17 protein-coding genes are annotated in these 16,080 nt (G+C 66.4%); 2 read left to right on the forward strand and 15 right to left on the reverse strand.

Annotated elements, in window-relative coordinates; all coding sequences use genetic code 11:
• Nucleotides 1-94 precede the first annotated feature (94 nt).
• Nucleotides 95-1,237: a 4-hydroxyphenylpyruvate dioxygenase gene (gene hppD / locus test1122_RS07955; RefSeq protein ID WP_232268464.1), complete on the reverse strand. Its 1,143-nt coding sequence runs from the start codon at nucleotides 1,235-1,237 to the stop codon at nucleotides 95-97.
• Nucleotides 1,238-1,359: 122 nt separating this feature from the next.
• Here hppD and test1122_RS07960 point away from each other — a divergent pair, with 122 nt between their 5' ends.
• Nucleotides 1,360-1,836 (forward strand): Lrp/AsnC family transcriptional regulator, encoded by a 477-nt coding sequence (locus test1122_RS07960; RefSeq protein WP_232271812.1) that lies wholly within the window; start codon nucleotides 1,360-1,362, stop codon nucleotides 1,834-1,836.
• 250 nt (nucleotides 1,837-2,086) lie between these two features.
• On the opposite strand, the gene test1122_RS07965 is transcribed toward test1122_RS07960, so the two are convergent.
• The 9 genes from test1122_RS07965 to test1122_RS08005 form a co-directional block, all read right to left on the reverse strand.
• Nucleotides 2,087-2,887: a S16 family serine protease gene (locus tag test1122_RS07965; RefSeq protein ID WP_232268465.1), complete on the reverse strand. Its 801-nt coding sequence runs from the start codon at nucleotides 2,885-2,887 to the stop codon at nucleotides 2,087-2,089.
• 22 nt (nucleotides 2,888-2,909) lie between these two features.
• Entirely contained in the window at nucleotides 2,910-3,554 is a 645-nt protein-coding gene (locus test1122_RS07970) for an IclR family transcriptional regulator (RefSeq protein ID WP_232268466.1), read from the reverse strand.
• Between the two features lie 358 nt (nucleotides 3,555-3,912).
• Nucleotides 3,913-5,703, reverse strand: coding sequence for a DEAD/DEAH box helicase (locus test1122_RS07975; RefSeq protein WP_232268467.1), 1,791 nt, complete (start codon nucleotides 5,701-5,703; stop codon nucleotides 3,913-3,915).
• Nucleotides 5,704-5,809: 106 nt separating this feature from the next.
• Complete coding sequence (locus test1122_RS07980) at nucleotides 5,810-5,962, reverse strand: hypothetical protein (RefSeq protein ID WP_232268468.1); 153 nt, start codon at nucleotides 5,960-5,962, stop codon at nucleotides 5,810-5,812.
• Between the two features lie 141 nt (nucleotides 5,963-6,103).
• On the reverse strand, nucleotides 6,104-6,295 hold the full coding sequence (locus test1122_RS07985; protein ID WP_232268469.1) for an Arc family DNA-binding protein: 192 nt from the start codon (nucleotides 6,293-6,295) through the stop codon (nucleotides 6,104-6,106).
• An 18-nt stretch (nucleotides 6,296-6,313) separates the two neighbouring features.
• Entirely contained in the window at nucleotides 6,314-7,765 is a 1,452-nt protein-coding gene (locus tag test1122_RS07990; RefSeq protein ID WP_232268470.1) for an MFS transporter, read from the reverse strand.
• 71 nt (nucleotides 7,766-7,836) lie between these two features.
• Nucleotides 7,837-8,874, reverse strand: coding sequence for a YeiH family protein (locus tag test1122_RS07995; RefSeq protein ID WP_232271813.1), 1,038 nt, complete (start codon nucleotides 8,872-8,874; stop codon nucleotides 7,837-7,839).
• The gene (locus test1122_RS08000) at nucleotides 8,874-9,464 is read right to left on the reverse strand and encodes a cysteine dioxygenase family protein (protein ID WP_232268471.1); all 591 of its coding nucleotides are present in this window, start codon (nucleotides 9,462-9,464) and stop codon (nucleotides 8,874-8,876) included. Before test1122_RS08000 ends, test1122_RS07995 begins: the two co-directional genes overlap by 1 nt.
• A 90-nt stretch (nucleotides 9,465-9,554) precedes the next feature.
• Complete coding sequence (locus test1122_RS08005) at nucleotides 9,555-10,460, reverse strand: LysR family transcriptional regulator (protein ID WP_232268472.1); 906 nt, start codon at nucleotides 10,458-10,460, stop codon at nucleotides 9,555-9,557.
• A 174-nt stretch (nucleotides 10,461-10,634) separates the two neighbouring features.
• Between test1122_RS08005 and test1122_RS08010 the strand changes: the two genes are divergently transcribed.
• Nucleotides 10,635-11,168: a COG4315 family predicted lipoprotein gene (locus test1122_RS08010; RefSeq protein ID WP_232268473.1), complete on the forward strand. Its 534-nt coding sequence runs from the start codon at nucleotides 10,635-10,637 to the stop codon at nucleotides 11,166-11,168.
• Between the two features lie 294 nt (nucleotides 11,169-11,462).
• Here test1122_RS08010 and test1122_RS08015 read toward each other — a convergent pair whose 3' ends face one another.
• The 5 genes from test1122_RS08015 to test1122_RS08035 all read right to left on the reverse strand — a co-directional run bounded on the left by test1122_RS08015 (nucleotide 11,463) and on the right by test1122_RS08035 (nucleotide 15,983).
• A complete protein-coding gene (locus test1122_RS08015) occupies nucleotides 11,463-11,966 on the reverse strand; it encodes a hypothetical protein (RefSeq protein WP_232271814.1) in 504 nt (167 codons plus the stop codon).
• Nucleotides 11,967-12,139: 173 nt separating this feature from the next.
• On the reverse strand, nucleotides 12,140-12,889 hold the full coding sequence (locus test1122_RS08020; RefSeq protein WP_232268474.1) for a hypothetical protein: 750 nt from the start codon (nucleotides 12,887-12,889) through the stop codon (nucleotides 12,140-12,142).
• Nucleotides 12,889-13,359, reverse strand: a complete 471-nt coding sequence (locus test1122_RS08025) for a hypothetical protein (RefSeq protein WP_232268475.1) — start codon at nucleotides 13,357-13,359, stop codon at nucleotides 12,889-12,891. Before test1122_RS08025 ends, test1122_RS08020 begins: the two co-directional genes overlap by 1 nt.
• A gap of 12 nt (nucleotides 13,360-13,371) precedes the next feature.
• Nucleotides 13,372-15,696, reverse strand: coding sequence for a glycoside hydrolase domain-containing protein (locus test1122_RS08030; protein WP_232268476.1), 2,325 nt, complete (start codon nucleotides 15,694-15,696; stop codon nucleotides 13,372-13,374).
• A gap of 20 nt (nucleotides 15,697-15,716) precedes the next feature.
• Nucleotides 15,717-15,983, reverse strand: coding sequence for a hypothetical protein (locus test1122_RS08035; protein WP_232268477.1), 267 nt, complete (start codon nucleotides 15,981-15,983; stop codon nucleotides 15,717-15,719).
• Nucleotides 15,984-16,080: the final 97 nt, after the last annotated feature.

The following is a 16,080-nucleotide window of genomic DNA, read 5'->3' on the forward strand; positions in this document are numbered from 1 at the left end:
CGCCCGGCGGCACCGGGAATCGGGGGGCGGCCCCCGTGGACGGGTCCCCGGGGGCCGCGTGGGGGGTGGCGCTGGGGAAGATGCGCCAGAGATCTCAGAGGTTGCCCCGCCTCTCCTGCTCCCGCTCGATCGCCTCGAACAGCGCCTTGAAGTTGCCCTTGCCGAAGCCCATCGAGCCATGCCGCTCGATCATCTCGAAGAAGACGGTCGGCCGGTCCTGCACCGGCTTGGTGAAGATCTGCAGCAGATAGCCGTCCTCGTCCCGGTCGGCCAGGATCTTCAGCTCACGCAGTTCGTCAACCGGCACCCGGGTGTCGCCGACCCACTCGCCGAGTGTGTCGTAGTACGAGTCGGGAACGTCGAGGAACTGGACGCCCGCCGCCCGCATCGTCCGCACCGTGGCCACGATGTCGTTCGTGGCCAGCGCGATGTGCTGGACTCCCGGGCCGCCGTAGAACTCCAGATACTCGTCGATCTGGGACTTCTTCTTCCCGATCGCGGGCTCGTTGATGGGGAACTTCACCTTCTTCGTGCCGTCCGCGACGACCTTCGACATCAGCGCGGAGTACTCCGTGGCGATGTCGTCACCCACGAACTCCTTCATGTTCGTGAAGCCCATGACCTTGTTGTAGAAGGCGACCCACTCGTTCATCCTGCCGAGCTCGACATTGCCGACGCAGTGGTCGATCGCCTGGAAGGTGCGCTTCCCGGGCCCGGCGACGAGCGGCTTGGCGGATACGAAGCCGGGCAGATACGGCCCGTCATAGCCGGAACGGTCCACCAGCGTATGCCGGGTCTGGCCGTAGGTGGCGATCGCGGCGAGCACCACCGTGCCGTGCTCGTCCTTGAGCTCGTACGGCTCCGCCACGCCGGTGGCGCCATGCCCGACCGCGTAGGCGTAGGCGGCGTGCGCGTCCGGCACCTCGATGGCGAGGTCGATGACGCCGTCGCCGTGCTCGGCCACATGCTGGGCCAGGAACCGGCCATGCTCGGTCATCGGCTTGATGACCGAGGTCATGACGAACCGGGCGGCGCCCGACTCCAGGACATAGCTGGCGATCTCCCGGCTGCCGGTCTCCGGTCCGGAGTAGGCGACCAGCTTCATACCGAAGGCGGTGGAGTAGAAGTGCGCGGCCTGCTTGGCGTTGCCCACGGCGAAGACGACCGCATCCATCCCCTTCACCGGGAAGGGGTCGGCCTGCCGCGGGGAGTGGGGGGTCTCAATGGTCTCAGTCATGGCCGCAGGTTCCTCCCGATCCACAGGATGCGCAATAGTTGGCGTATTCATTGGGCATTCTGCATAGTCAGAGCGCGATATCGCCGGACGATCTGTACAGGATGACTACCGAGAGGAAGCCCATGGGCATCGATGAGCTGGACGGCCGACTGCTGGAGCTGCTGGCCCAGGACCCCCGCATCGGCGTACTGGAGGCCTCCCGCCGTCTCGGTGTCGCGCGCGGCACCGTCCAGGCGCGACTGGACCGGCTTCAGACCACCGGCGTCATCCGCGGCTTCGGCCCCGATGTCGACCCGGCCGCACTCGGTTACCCGGTGACGGCCTTTGCCACGCTGGAGATCAAACAGGGGCAGGGGGCGGATGTCCGGGCACATCTGGCGACCGTCCCGGAGGTGCTGGAACTGCACACCACCACGGGCCATGGCGACATGCTGTGCCGCCTGGTCGCCCGCTCGAACGCCGATCTCCAGCGGGTGATCGACCATGTTGTGGGCTTCGACGGCATTGTGCGGGCCTCCACCGCGATCGTCATGGAGAACCCGGTGCCGCTACGGATCGTCCCGCTGGTCCGCCAGGCCTCCGGCACGGCCACGGCATAGTTCCCCCCAGCCCCGCCCCTTCCCGGCTGTGCCGATGTGCGGCTCCGCCGCGCGGCGGGGCTTGCGCCCGGTGGCGGGGGTGCCGTGGGTGGGTGTCCCCGTATCCCGCCCCTTCCCGGAAACCGGGGCTCCGCCCCGGGCCCCGGGGTAGGCCTGGTGCGGGACGGTGGCCGGTGTTGTGCCCACCCACAGCCCCTCGCGGGGCTGCGAGTGCCCACAACACGGGGTGGGGTCTGGGGTCGGAAGCCCGTCAGCAGGTGGGTACTCTGCCGCCGTTCTGTAGCGACTTCAGCGCCTCCACCGCGCCGGACAACGTACTCACCGGAACCAACCGCAACCCCTCCGGCAGCTCCGCCCGCGCCGCCGCGCACTCCGCCCTCGGCACCAGGAAAACCGTCGCCCCGTCCCGCTTGGCCGCCTGCGTCTTCAGCGGCACACCCCCCACCGCACCGACCTCACCGTCGGCGTTGATCGTGCCCGTACCCGCGATGGTGCGGCCACCGGTGAGCCCGCCGCCCGGCCCGTCCCCGGCGACCTTGTCGACAATGCCGAGAGCGAACAGCAGCCCGGCGCTCGGCCCGCCCACATCCGCGAGCCGCAGCCTGACATCAACGTCGTCCGGTGTCAGCCGCAGCTGCTTCAACGCCGCCCGCACCGCCGCGTTCTGGGACTTCCTCATCTGCGCGGCATTGTGCTCACGGATCTCCTCGACATCACCGCCGACCGGATACACCGCGTCCCGCGGCATCACCGCACGGTCGGTCTCGAACCACCCGTCGACCACATCGGCCACCCGCACCGTCGCGTCCGGCGAGGTCGCCGCGATGGTGGTCATCAGCAGCCGCCCCTCGCTCTCCCGGCCGTCACCGTCCGCCTCCGTAACCGTGATCACCGGCTCGCCATCGCTGGCGCCCAGCACATCGACGGTGATCCCGGGCTGGGCGACCGAGTACGGCAGCGGAGCGAGGACGGTGGTCGCGAGCAGCGCGACCACGGGTGCGGCGCAGACCGCGAGAATCCGGCCACGGCGGGAGGAGAGACGTGAGATCACCCCTGCAATCTAGAACACCCGCTCACCGCAGCGCGTCGGCGACCTCCTGAGCCGCGTTGACCACCCGGGAGCCGACCTGGTCCGGCACCGAGTCGGCCAGCATGACGACACCGACGCTGCCCTCGATGCCGCCCACCCCGAGCAGTGGCGCGGCCGCGCCGCTGGCGCCCGCCTCCAGCTCGCCATGGGTCAGCACATAGCCGGTCTCCAGCTCATCGTCGGGGCGGCGCCCGGCAAGGATCGCCCGGCCTGCGGCACCCCGGTCCAGCGGATGGCGGAAACCGGTGCGGTAGGCCACGTGGTAGTCGGTCCAGCTGGGCTCCACCACGGCGACGGCGAGCGCCTCGCCACCGTCGGCCAGGGTGAGGTGCGCCGTAGCTCCAACGTCCTCGGCGAGCGAGCGCAACGCGGGCAGCGCGGCTTCCCGGACGAGCGGATGCACCTGCCGTCCCAGCCGCAGCACCCCGAGGCCGACCCTGGCCCGGCCGCCCAGGTCCCGGCGGACCAGGGCATGCTGCTCCAGCGTGGCGAGCAATCGGTAGATGACGGTCCGGTTGACCCCGAGCTTGTTGGACAGCTCGGTGACGGTCAGTCCGTGGTCCGTATCGGCAAGCAGTTTGAGGACACGTAGTCCCCGGTCGAGCGTCTGAGAAGTCTCCGCGGTCACGACGCCCCTCCTCTGGTGAGTGGCGGAAGCCTCCGGAAACACTGTCCCTAACTCGCTACCGGTCCCGTGGGCAGCATGCTTGGAGGCCACCGGTCGCTGGCAGGCCGCACCGGCTGCGCTCCGAGGCGACGCTGCCACGGGGCGTGTGCGTGTCCGGAAACCTAGCGACCGATACCGCTCTCCGGAAGACTCCGTCCAGAATCCGGGCAGCATCCAGCCGAAGCCGACCCGCTTTATCCAGGTTTATCCCGTAGCCCGGCTACGGGGTGGGCGAAGTCGTCGTGGCTTATGCAGGACGCGCGTTGCCCAGCGGGCTTGACCCCGTAGCCCGGCTGCGCACAGCCGCACAGCGCGAGCGTCACCGCATGCGAGTCGCCCACTCCTGTACCTTCGCGATGCGCTGCTTCAGCTGCCCCGCCGTCGCCTCCGCACTGGGCGGACCGCCACATGCCCGGCGCAGCTCGGTGTGGATGACGCCATGCGGTTTGCCGCTCTGGTGGACATACGCACCCACCAGTGAGTTGAGCTGCTTGCGCAGCTCCAGCAGCTCCTTATGGGTAACCACCGGGCGCCGGTCGGCTGGGATCTCCGGCAGATCGGCCTCCGCGTCGGGCCGCTTACGGCTGTGCGCGATCTGTTTCGCCTGCCGCTTCTGAAGCAGCAGCTGCACCTGGTCCGGCTCCAGCAGCCCGGGGATGCCCAGGTAGTCCTGCTCTTCCTCGCTGCCCGGGTGCGCCTGCATCCCGAATTCGGCGCCGTCGTACATCACCCGGTCGAAGACGGCGTCCGACTCCAGTGCCTCAAAGGGGAGTTGGTCCTGCTCCCCGGTGTCGGTGTCTTCGTCCCGCTCCCGCTCTGCCTCCTTGAGCAGATCCGCCTCTTCGGCGTACGGATCCTCTTCGCCGTTCTTCTTCGGCTTGTCCAGGACGTGGTCGCGCTCGACCTCCATCTCATGGGCGAAGCCGAGCAGCATCGGGATGGTCGGCAGAAACACCGACGCGGTCTCGCCCCGCCGCCGGGACCGTACAAAACGCCCCACGGCCTGCGCGAAGAACAGCGGGGTCGAGATCGTGGTCGCGTACACCCCGACCGCGAGGCGCGGCACGTCCACACCTTCCGACACCATCCGGACCGCGACCATCCACCGGTCCTCGGACTGGCTGAAGTCCTCGATCCGCTGCGAGGCCCCGCCGTCATCGGACAGCACGACCGTAGCGGCCCGCCCGGTGATCGCCCGGAGCAGCTTGGCGTAGGACCGTGCCGAGTCCTGATCACTGGCGATCACCAGCCCGCCCGCGTCGGGAATCGCCTTACGCACCTCGGTCAGCCGCTGATCGGCCGCCCGCAGCACGCTCGGCATCCAGTCGCCCTTGGGATCGAGCGCCGTACGCCAGGCCTGCGATACGGCGTCCTTGGTCATCGGCTCACCGAGCCGGGCGGCGATCTCATCACCGGCCTTGGTGCGCCAGCGCATGCTGCCGCTGTAGGAGAGGAAGATGACCGGCCGCACGACGCCGTCGGCCAGCGCGTTGCCATAGCCATACGTGTAGTCCGCGACGGACCGCCGGATCCCGTCATTGCCCTCCGCATACGTCACAAAGGGGATCGGGTTCGTATCGGACCTGAAGGGCGTGCCGGTGAGAGCCAGGCGGCGGGTCGCCGGGTCGAAGGCCTCAAAGCAGGCCTCACCCCATGACTTGCTGTCCCCGGCATGGTGGATCTCGTCGAGAATCACGAGCGTCTTGCGCTGCTCACAGCGGTTGCGGTGCAGCATGGGCCGCACGCCCACACCCGCGTAGGTCACAGCGACCCCGTGGTACTCCCTGCCGACCGGACCCGCGCTGTACTCCGGGTCCAGCTTGATACCCACCCGCGCGGCGGCCTCCGCCCACTGCTTCTTCAGATGCTCGGTCGGCGCGACAACGGTCACCTGCTGCACGACATGGTGGTGCAGCAGCCAGGACGCGAGGGTGAGCGCGAAGGTGGTCTTACCCGCGCCGGGCGTGGCCACGGCCAGGAAGTCGCGGGGCTGCTCCTGGACATAGCGGTCCAGCGCGCCCTGCTGCCACGCACGCAGCTTACTGGCCGTGCCCCAGGGGGCACGGCCGGGAAAGGCCGGGGAGAGATGGTGAGAAGTGGTGGTAGTCACGGTCTCCGTCGAGCAGGGTCGGCGATCGGCAACCGCGTCAGCCTACCGGCACCCCGGGTCGAACATCCGGGCGACGTCGCCAGACCACCCGGAAGTGCGGCGCGGGTCACAGACGGGCGTGCAGTGCCCGCAGCACATCGGCGATCACGGGGACCTCTTCGACTTTGCTGGACGCGATATCGATGACCAGGCCGTACGCCTGATCCTGGTCGATGTCCGCCATGTCCACCCCGTTGACATCGAGGAAGGGACGAGTCACCGTCAGCGACTGCGGCAGAGCGGACGACGCAGAGCCGCGCCGAGCAGGTCGAGGTCACGCACCGCGGCCTCCTGCCCACCGCAGCAAAGTGGTAAGGCGGCAAGGTCCAGGGTTTCCTGGACGGTCAAGTACTCCACCCCGCTACTCCCCCAGCCTCCGCAACAAATCCGTATGCGTCGCCGCGTACTTCGCGCCCAGCCTGCGTACGGCCTCCCGGTCCGCTTCCACTGCCAGACCACGCTCTACCGCCCCGAGGGCCGCAGTGTGCATGCTCCGGTCCTCGACCTCAGCACGCCGCTTGAGGGCGGCCTGCATCTCCTCAGGCAGTCTCATGTTCATGTCCCTACCCAATCAGTACCGCTGCGCAGGCCGCAGCCTTCCCGCCACCGCCACGCCCGCCAGGGCGACGGCTGCGGCGGGGAGGAACACCGCCAGGAACGCGGCCGGGTGGGAGGTGGTGGCGGTCGTGGCTGCCGCATGGGTGCTCACCGTGCCGCCGGCCAGGGTGGCGAACGCCGCGCCCGTGGCGGCGAGGACGACGATGCTGGACAGGCCGTCGGACATCTGCGGGGCGGCGGAGTTGGTGCCTGCCTCCTCGGGGCGGGAGAGCTTCAGCAGGAGCACGCTGGTGGAGGAGATGGTCAGCCCCATGCCGTAGCAGGCGGTGGCCTGCGACGCGGTCACCAGCCAGACCGGGACGGCGTGGAGCAGGACAAGCGGAGTGGTGGCGATACCGAGGGTCACCAGGGTCATGCCCAGCCGGACCAGGCGTTCGCGGTGTGGTTCCAGGCGGGGGCGGGACTGGGTGAAGGAGCCCGCCGCCCAGGTGGCGCCGCCCGCGGCGAGGGAGAGTCCGGCGAGGGTCACCGACAGCCCGCGCTGGGTGACCAGCATCAGGGGGACAAAGCTCTCGGCGTAGATGAAGGAACCGGCGGCGATACCCCGCAGCAGCACCACGGCGGGCAGGCCGCGCGCCGCGCGGAAGGTGCCGCGGGGCAGCAGGCCGAGGGCGGCCGGTACCAGCAGGGCAGCCCCGAGTGCCGCCGTGGCGAGGGAGAGCCAGCGCAGGTGCTGGCCCGCGTACTGGAGCAGCCCGGCGCCCGACGCCAGCGCGAGAGCGAGCCGTATCCGGTGCCGGTCGAAGGGGCGCGGGCCCTCCCCCGCCGGGCCGGAGGCGGCGCGGCGGACCGCCGGGAGCATCACCGCGAGCGGTACCACGACCAGGGCGGGGATGCCCAGGAAGACCCAGCGCCAGCCGAGGTGTTCGGTGACGGTGCCGGAGATCAGCGGGCCGACGATGGAGGGGACGACCCACGCGGCGGCGAAGGCGGCCATCACCGGGGGCCGCAGCCGCTCGGGGTAGGCGCGGCTGACGACGACGTAGAGGGCGACGATGACCAGGCCGCCGCCGACGCCCTGGACAGCCCGGCCAAGGATGAAGACCCACATCGCGGTTGCCGTGCCGGAGAGCAGCAGGCCGGTGGCGAAGGATCCGATGCCGGTGGCGAGCGGGGCGAGGGGGCCGCCGCGGTCGCTCCACTGACCGGAGACGACCATGCCGAGCAGGCTGGTGGTGAAGTACGCGGAGAAGGCGTAGGCGTACAGGGACACCCCGTCGAGCCGGTCCGCGGCCACGGGCATGGCGGTGCCGACAGCGGTCGCCTCGAAGGCGATCAGCATAACGACGGTGACGATGCCGAGGGTGAGTGGCCGGTAGGGACGGCTGAGAACACCCTCACCCGGCCGCGCTGGCACGGGCGTTGGGGGCGGGTCGGTTTCCGTGGCGGGGCCGGCTGTGGTCATGCGCGTCAGCGTAAGAGGCGCAGCACGCTTTGGCTCCTGTCGGAGGTCGGAGGTCCGCTCCATCCTCCGTCCTAGGTCAGCAGCACTCCCGCATAGCTGGCCCCGGCCACCACCAGCCACGCGCACAGGCCCAGAACGGCCACGCGGGGGCCCGTACGGATCAGGGAGGGGAGGTGTACCGCGCTGCCGAGAGCGAAGAGGGCGGCGGCCAGCAGCAGTTCCTGGCCGATTCCGGCGATGGCGAGCACCGGGTCCGGGAGCCAGCCCGTGGTCCGCAGTGCAACCGTGGCCAGGAAGCCCAGTACGAACAGCGGTACCAGGGGTGGCCGCCGGGTAACAGCGGCGCTGGGGCCCCTGCGGTTACGTACGCTGATGACCACCGCCGCCACCAGCGGGGCGAGCAGCGCCACCCGCATCAGCTTGACGAGCACCGCCTCGCCCAGCGCCACCGGACCGGCCGTCTGCGCGGTCGCCACGACCTGGCCCACATCGTGCACGCTCGCGCCGGCCCAGCGTCCGAACGCCCCATCCGTCAGGCCCAGCGGCTGTTGCAGCAGCGGCAGTACGGCGATGGCGAGGGTGCCGCACAGCGTCACCACCGCCACGGAGGCGGCCACATCCCGTTCATCGCTGTCCCGGACCTCGCTGACCGCACCGATCGCGGAGGCGCCGCAGATGGCGTAGCCGGTGGCGATCAGCAGTGGCTGGTCGCCGCGCAGCCCCATCCGGCGGCCGAGCCACCAGGTGCCCAGAAGGGTGGCCATCACCACGGCGAGGACCATCGCGACCGTCGCCCAGCCGAGCCCCCGCACATCGTCCAGGCTGAGCTTCAGCCCGAGCAGCACAATGCCCAGGCGCATCAGCCGCTTCGCGGCCAGGGAGAGACCGGGCCGGGCGACGCCCCGGATGAGTTGGCGGGTTCCGGGCAGCTGGCCCGCCACGATGCCCAGCACCACGGCCGCGGTGAGCATCGGTACGAAGGGCAGCAGCAGATGCAGGCCCAGGGCGACGGCCACCCCGCAGAAGGCGAGCAGCAGTCCCGGGACCCTGCCGGGTGTCCCGGCCTTCGCCGTACGAGGCGCCCGGGGGCGTTCCTTCAGCAGCGCCATCACGCGGCGGCGGCAGCGTCGGTCGCGAGTGCGTACACCCGCCGGACACTGGTACCCAGCCGGGCTATGTCGGCACCGTAGATATGGATGGATATCGCCGTGCCGGTACAGGCGTTGCGCACCCGGTGGATATCCCCCGGTGGTGCGAAGCCGCAGACCGACCCCGCCGGGTTGACCACATCCCCGGTGGCCACCAGCCGCGCGGTGCCGCCGGGTTCAGCGGCCGGGACGAGGCGGTAGCGGCGCTCGCTCTCCTCGCCCTCGTAGACGCCGGTGACGCACCAGGAGACATGGTCATGGATGGCGGTGTACTGACCGGGCAGCCAGACGAGGGCCACGATGGAGAAGCTGCCGTCCGCCTCGGCGTGCAGCAGATGCTGGCGGTAGCGCTCGGGATCACCCTCGCGCTGGGCATCGGTGAGCAGATCATCGGCGGCGAGATACGGCGCCAGCCGCTCGCCGGTCAGAAAGGCGGTGAGCTCGGGGGGCAGGCCCTGGCTGACGGTCTCCCGGACCTCGTCAACCAGCGCGCCCAGAAGCGGTGTCGTACTGGGAGTTGTCGTACTCGGAGCGGACGTTGTGGGGGTCATGACGGCAGCGTCCTGCCGATCATCCATCACGTCCAACGAGAGTTTGTTGGCCGCTTCCCAAGCTCCCCTTATGGGTTGGGGCGCGACGGCTCAGCAGCCGACGCGTGCCGCGGCCACGGTCCTGAGCTCATCGAGGACAAGAGCGGTGGCGGGGATCCGTAGATGCTCACGCAGCACGTACGCCGATATCTGCCGCCGGGAGGCGGGCTCCAGCACCCGGCCGGTGACCCGCTGATGACAGAGGAAGGACAGCACGAGCGCGGGCATGATCCCAACGCCCACCCCGGCGGCGACCAGGCTCTGCACGACCAGGTTGTCGTCCGTCGTAAAGGCGATGTCCGGCGCGAAGCCGAGTTCCGCGCACTCATGCAGAAAGTTGGCGCGGCAGCGCAAACACCCGGCGATCCAGCGCTCGTCCGCCAGATCCAGCAGTTTGACCGCCCGCCGCCGGGCCAGCGGATGCCCGGTGGGCAGCAGCACCGTCAGCTGGTCCGCCAGGAGCGGGATCTCCACCAGCTCATCGGGGACCTCGTCGCGCAGGCCGGGATAGGTGAAGGCGAGCGTGATATCGCACTCCCCGCCCACCAGCCGGTGCAGCGACTCCGGCGGCTCGTCCTCCAGCAGATCCACCCGCACTCCGGGATGGCCGTCACGCAGCCGGGCCATGGCTTCGGGTATGAGGGTGGCGTTGGCACTCGGAAACGCGCACACCCGCACCCGTCCGGAACGCAACCGGGTGAGGGCGGTCATCTGCTGCCGCGCGGCGGCGACCGTCTCCAGGATGGTCTCCGCATGCCGCGCGAACGCCTCCCCCGCCTCGGTCAGCCGCATCCGGCGCCCGGTCCGGATGAACAGCGGGGTGCCGACTTCCCGTTCGAGGGCCTTCATCTGCTGGGTGATCGCCGGTTGTGTATAGCCGAGCGAGCGGGCGGCCGCCGAGTACGAACCGGCTCGGACCACCTCATGGAACGTCTTGATGTGCCGGGTATCGAACACAGCTGAATGATAAGCGGTTTTTGGGGCCCTGCCAGAGGCCCCCAGAAGCTCTGCCCATAACCGTGCCCCTACCCCGAACAGGTCACCGGACTTGCCGCGCCCCCCGGGCTGCCCCCTAGTGAAGGAAGGCGCGCCCTGCCCGGCCGGGGCGGTCTCATACGGAGGAGTCCTGCCATGCTTCGCACCACCAGGGTGGCCACCGCGGCGGTCACCGCCTCACTGATCACCGCCGTCTTCACCGGATGCGGGGACGACGGAGCGGACATCCCGCCAACCCCGGGTACGCCCTCCCCCACAGCCGAGGCCACCGTGACGGTGCGCTCCAGCGACCTCGGTGAAATCCTCGTCGACGGGGAGGGGCGCACGCTATACCTCTTCGAAGCCGACGAACGGGGGGTGTCGAGCTGCTACAACGCCTGCGCCAGGGCGTGGCCCCCGTTGCTCACGGCCGATGAGCCCGAGGCCGGCAGGGGCGTCGACGAAGATCTGCTCGGCACCACCACACGGGAAGACGGCACCATCGGAGTCACCTACAACGACCACCCGCTGTACCGCTACCAGGGAGATGAGGAACCCGGTGACACCAAGGGGCAAGGGCTCGGCGGGTTCGGCGCCGAGTGGTACGTACTGAACCCCGAAGGCGACCGAGTCAAAGGCCGGACTCAGCGCGAGACCCCACGCGAGACCGACAGCCCCGGCCCCTACTGAGGAGAGCTCCTGACTTCCCTACGGACCAGCGACGGCTGCCTGGGGGCGGATGGGGAGCCGGTTCACCGGGCGCCCCGTGGCCGCGCGGACCGCCCGGCCGCCTCCAGCCGCAGCCGCATCCGCTCCAGCTTCTTCACAAACTCACCAGGCCGCGGACACCGCGAGTTCAGCCTGAGTGGAACGGCGGGAAGCCATGCGGAAGCAGCCGCTTCCATCTCCCAGCCGTTCGGGCTTGGCTTGCCCGTCAGCACACGCTTCTGGCGCTCCCGTGCACGGCGTGCGGCTTTCTTCACATCAACAGCTTCCTGTCTCTTTCTTGAATTTTTTTGTGAGCCGACGTTCTGATTCAAAAAACGAGAAGGCACCTAGCGCGACGGCCGTGAGACCGAACACAGCAGTAGCTGGGTTGACATAGTCGGGTACGCCGACGATATATGTATCACCATTTTTAACGTGACAGCCCAGACCCAACGGAATATAGGAAGACTCATAGCGGTCGATGTGCGCCGCGTACTCCATTCCAATAGCCTCCCCAACAGCTTCCTGGCATGCCTCCCTCACCATCGTTTCGTCCATCACGAGGTGAAAAGCTCCCCACACATACATGGCAACTGCGGCAGAGGCGACAAGTGCGGCAAGGCTTCTGGCAGTGAACACTATGCCCTCACGCCTGGCGCCGTGCTGGGCCAGAGTGACGAAGCCGTAGACGGCAAAGCTCGCTGCGATGATCAGCCCGACCGGGATGACCAGCAGAAGTTCGAGAGCGCTATAGCCCTGAGATGAAGATGACGCGATCATTCCACTCACGAGTCCCGGAAAATGCATTGTACTTTTCGAAAACCTGGTAGATCGGCATGCGTTTCATTGGGCTAAGGAGCCCGCCTCGGAGTCGTCGCTCTGCCCGTTACTGCAGGTCGACGGCCCCGCCTCCCCCGGGACGAGGAAAACGGGCCGCCATGGGGCTCACATAATTACGCCGCCTGCTGGAGTCGCTCCATGCGCTTGGCCGCATCCCTGCGCTGAGGAGCGAGCACATCCACTGGGACACCAGCCCCGCTCCCTGCATCCGCGCCCCATCCCCGGATCTTGTCCGCCAACCGCGTCAGCCGGTCATCATCCGGGGGCACATCGATGAAGAACAACGCCTCATTCGGCGCCCTCTTGTCATCCCCGCCCCATCTCACGACACCGTCGCACTCGGCGAGGATGTCACGGATCACGACGAGTTCGAGGGGGAAAAACCCACCGCTCGTGCCGGGCGGATACGATCCGGGCCGGATCGCGACCGCCGTCCCGGATGCCTGGTTGCTCTCCGCCAACTTGACGTTCACCTGCGACGGTTTGCGCCAGCCGACTACATCTCCCGCCTCCAGCCCGTCGACCTCGTAGTGGAACCGGCTGATGACGTGGATCAGGATCGCGGCGGGATCTCCGAACTGGAGGGCTGCCTCAAGGCCCGTTCCGGGGACGGCGCGAGTGCGAACGGCGCCGCCGTCGTCGGCAGCATCTTCTATCGCCCACCCGTTCCCGCTCTTCTTCCTTTCCTCTATGTACTCTTGGGCCTTTCGCAGCCTGTCCGGGTCCGGCTTGAGATCCTTCCCGTCTGCCGCTGCGGCAGACGGCGAAAACACAGTTCCGACTCCAACACCTGCCAGTGCCCCGGCACCAGCCACACCGATGGCTTGCGCCAGGACTCTACGGCGAGAAACGGAGATCGCCACTATCTTCCTTTCCCTCGGATAGTTCTTATGGCAGATATAGATCCCGTCACCAGCGCTCCTGCCAGAAGGGACAGTATGAGCGCGTACAGTCCGGACGGAATCAGGTTTACGCTGTAATTTTCGTAATGGCATACAGCCTGTGGAGGCATATAGCCTTGGGTGTAATCCCTGAATTTTCCAGCACCTTCTGGCGTCACGTTCCCGGGCGTATCTGATGTTGACTCGAAGCAGGCGAGTTCGACGTGATAGATCCACTCCCTGTCGCCCCTTGGCGGGTTACTAAAGCTGAGAAAAAGCAAGCTGTACGCATAGAGAGCCACCGAGAACGAAAGAAAGAGTACGGCGAGATCCTTCATCGTGAGTTTGACGATTCCGTGATCGTAACGCCTGTTATTGAAGACGATGATCACATGCGTGACAAGTCCGATCGCTGTAATCGCCAGGCATATCACAACAAGAAGGAGCCACATTACATCCCTTCCTTAGCCGTTTCGCATCGGAGCATAGTATTTCTCGAAGATCCGGTACAGCCCCATCCTTCCCTTCGCGCCCCATTCCGCTACTTCCCCTGCCCCCTGGTACCTGCGCAGGATGATGTAGCTGTACTGGTCGGGATAGTCGAGGGACGGGCGCGGAATCTGACCGTCCTGGTCCAGTTTCCTCCCGGCGCCATTGGTAATTTTCGGGTGGTCATTAACTGAGCTATGTATGTGGACCAGCGGAACTTGACTCATGTTATATCTGTGATCTTTCCCGCCTCCGTTCAATTTTTCCCAGATCCGCCAGATGTGGTCCTTATTTTTGGGGTCGAGCACGCTACCGTTGATGATGTCGTGAAGTATGCAATGGTTCCTCGCTTTTATTGCCGTCTCCGCGTACATCTTGCTAACGCCCGTGCTGCTGTCATAAAGTTTCTTTATTCTGTCCGGCGTGGCGCCGTCCGGAAGAAGGTCGAGTATGTTTTTAGGGATGTCCCCAAAAGTTGTGCCGTGATACAGGTAGACGCCCACATCATTGAGGGTGTCCGTGACATTGATGTGCATCATCTCCCACAAGATAGATGTCTGTATCAGGGCTTTCCGCATCCTGTACGTCTTAGCCAACTCCGTGAACAGGATGTCGTTATACATGATGTGCTCAAGGCACTCGCTGGGCGAGAAGTACCTGCTGCCCGGATTGGTCGGCGCGCCATAGTCGTTGAGATGCGCGATGATGTCAGAGCGTAACTGCGGTAGATAGTCGAGGTCGAAGGCAACGTCGAATTTGTCGTTCTTGGAGGGCGGATCGAACGAATTCTGGCCGATGTCGCGACCGGAAGTAATGTTGTTGTCGATCTCGATGCGTCCCGCTCCGGAGCCAACGGTGATGGTGGCAATCTGGTCATAGGCCCAGTCATCCGGCATGGGGTAGCCGAGGTTCCCGGAGAACCCGGAGGACATGTCGGAGACGAAGCTCGCGGTGGTCAAACCCTCCTTCGCCACACGAGAGCATACGTTGCGCGGGCCATAGATACCGATCTGGTAGCGGTTGCCGAAATATTCCATGTTCCGCTTGATGGCCCGGAAGTGGGGGATGATGTTGCTGGTTACCTCGTGGTCGAGTGCATCGAAGTCGACGGCGAAGAAGATTCGGGTTCCCCGTTTGAAACCGTAGCTGTTGGCTGCGTCAACCGCCGCGATCGCGTCGAACGTGCCCTTAGTGTCGCTGAAGTCATCAGCGCCTCTTCCGAAGGTCTGGTAGATCGGAAAGACCCTGAGCCCCTTGGACTTGATGACCTCCAGCTCGCCGGGCTGGATCGCCTTCTCTGGCAGCGATGTAGTGCTGGGGTTGGTGAGGTAGCGGCCCACATACTTGTATCCAGCGGCCTTCAGTGCGTCGGCGCGTGCCGGGGTGATCTTCGTGACACAGTCGCACGCCTCGCCCTTGCGGGTCTGGTCGCCGTGGGAGATCAGCAGGGATGCCCAAGTCTGGTAGTCGCCATTTCCGTTCACAGACAGCTTGACGAAGCGCTGGAAGTTCTTCACAGCGTCGACCAGGACGGGGGTGTATACGCCGCTGAACTCGACGTTTGACCGCTTGTTGAGAAGCAGAGCTGCGGTGAACAGCAGGACCCAAGTGCCGTGTGACTGCGGATAGACGGGATGGTTCTTCAACCCTGCTTGCGTGCCGGGCCCGAACACGCCGTTAGCGACACCATCGGCCATTCCCAGCTCGTACTGGATGGCCAGGAGCATGGATTTGGCGACATCGCGGGAGTGGTGTCCGTCGCAGGGGATGATGAAGAAGTCGCGCCGGTCGACGTATTTCCCGTTCAGCCACTGCTGGACCTCCCGTATCCTCCCGTCACCAGTAGCGGTTCCGTAGTGGACGAGAACATAGGGGTCCATGTTCAACAGGGCCTTGAACACTTTGGGCGTGAGATCATCTCCCTGGTAGACATGATCGACCCCCATGTCGTTCTTTAACTTGCTTATGGCTTCGGCAACTCGGTCGTTATAGATGCCGTCGATCTCACCGCCGTCATAGCCTTTGCAGTACAGAGCGGACTGGATGATGCGGCAGAAATTCGCCGAGGGCATGGTGGAGCGGTTGAGCTTAGGGTATTTGTCTTGGAGCCTGCCCAGGGTGCCAGGGCCGAAATTGTTGGAGAGCGCGGTAATGCCCAGCTCGTACTGGAGGCACCGGGTAAGGGCAAACATCGTGGTCCACCCGGTTCGTCCATCCTCTTTCACCTTCGGTATGCCGGATACATGTCCGTATACGGTGTTGATGAAGCGCTGGGCTTGGCGGACCTTCTCATCAGCCATGATCGATGCGTTTCCTTTTGTCAGGATGGTTTGCGGTCTACGCGCTGGATCTCGACCTTCGGTTCCTTGGGGTAGTGGAAGCCGGAAGAGTCGGTAGCGGTCAGGGCCTGGTTGTTCTGCGCTCCGGGCTCAAGCGTTCCACTTTTGACGCGGAGCATGGACTGAAACCCGTTTTCGCCGGAGATGTAGATCTCGGTTTCATAGTTGGCGGTGTCGCTTCCGTTGTTGGTGAACCACACCGACACCCATAGCCCGTCTGCTGCCGTGTTCGGTCTGGGTTCAAGCACGGTGACGTCACCCCGGCAGGCGATGGGCTTCGATATCTCGGGGTCGGAGGTATTCCGCAGACCGTCCGGAGCCGTACACGTAGGCGTAGGTGATGGA

It is taken from the genome of Streptomyces gobiensis (assembly GCF_021216675.1).
Lineage (GTDB): Bacteria > Actinomycetota > Actinomycetes > Streptomycetales > Streptomycetaceae > Streptomyces > Streptomyces gobiensis.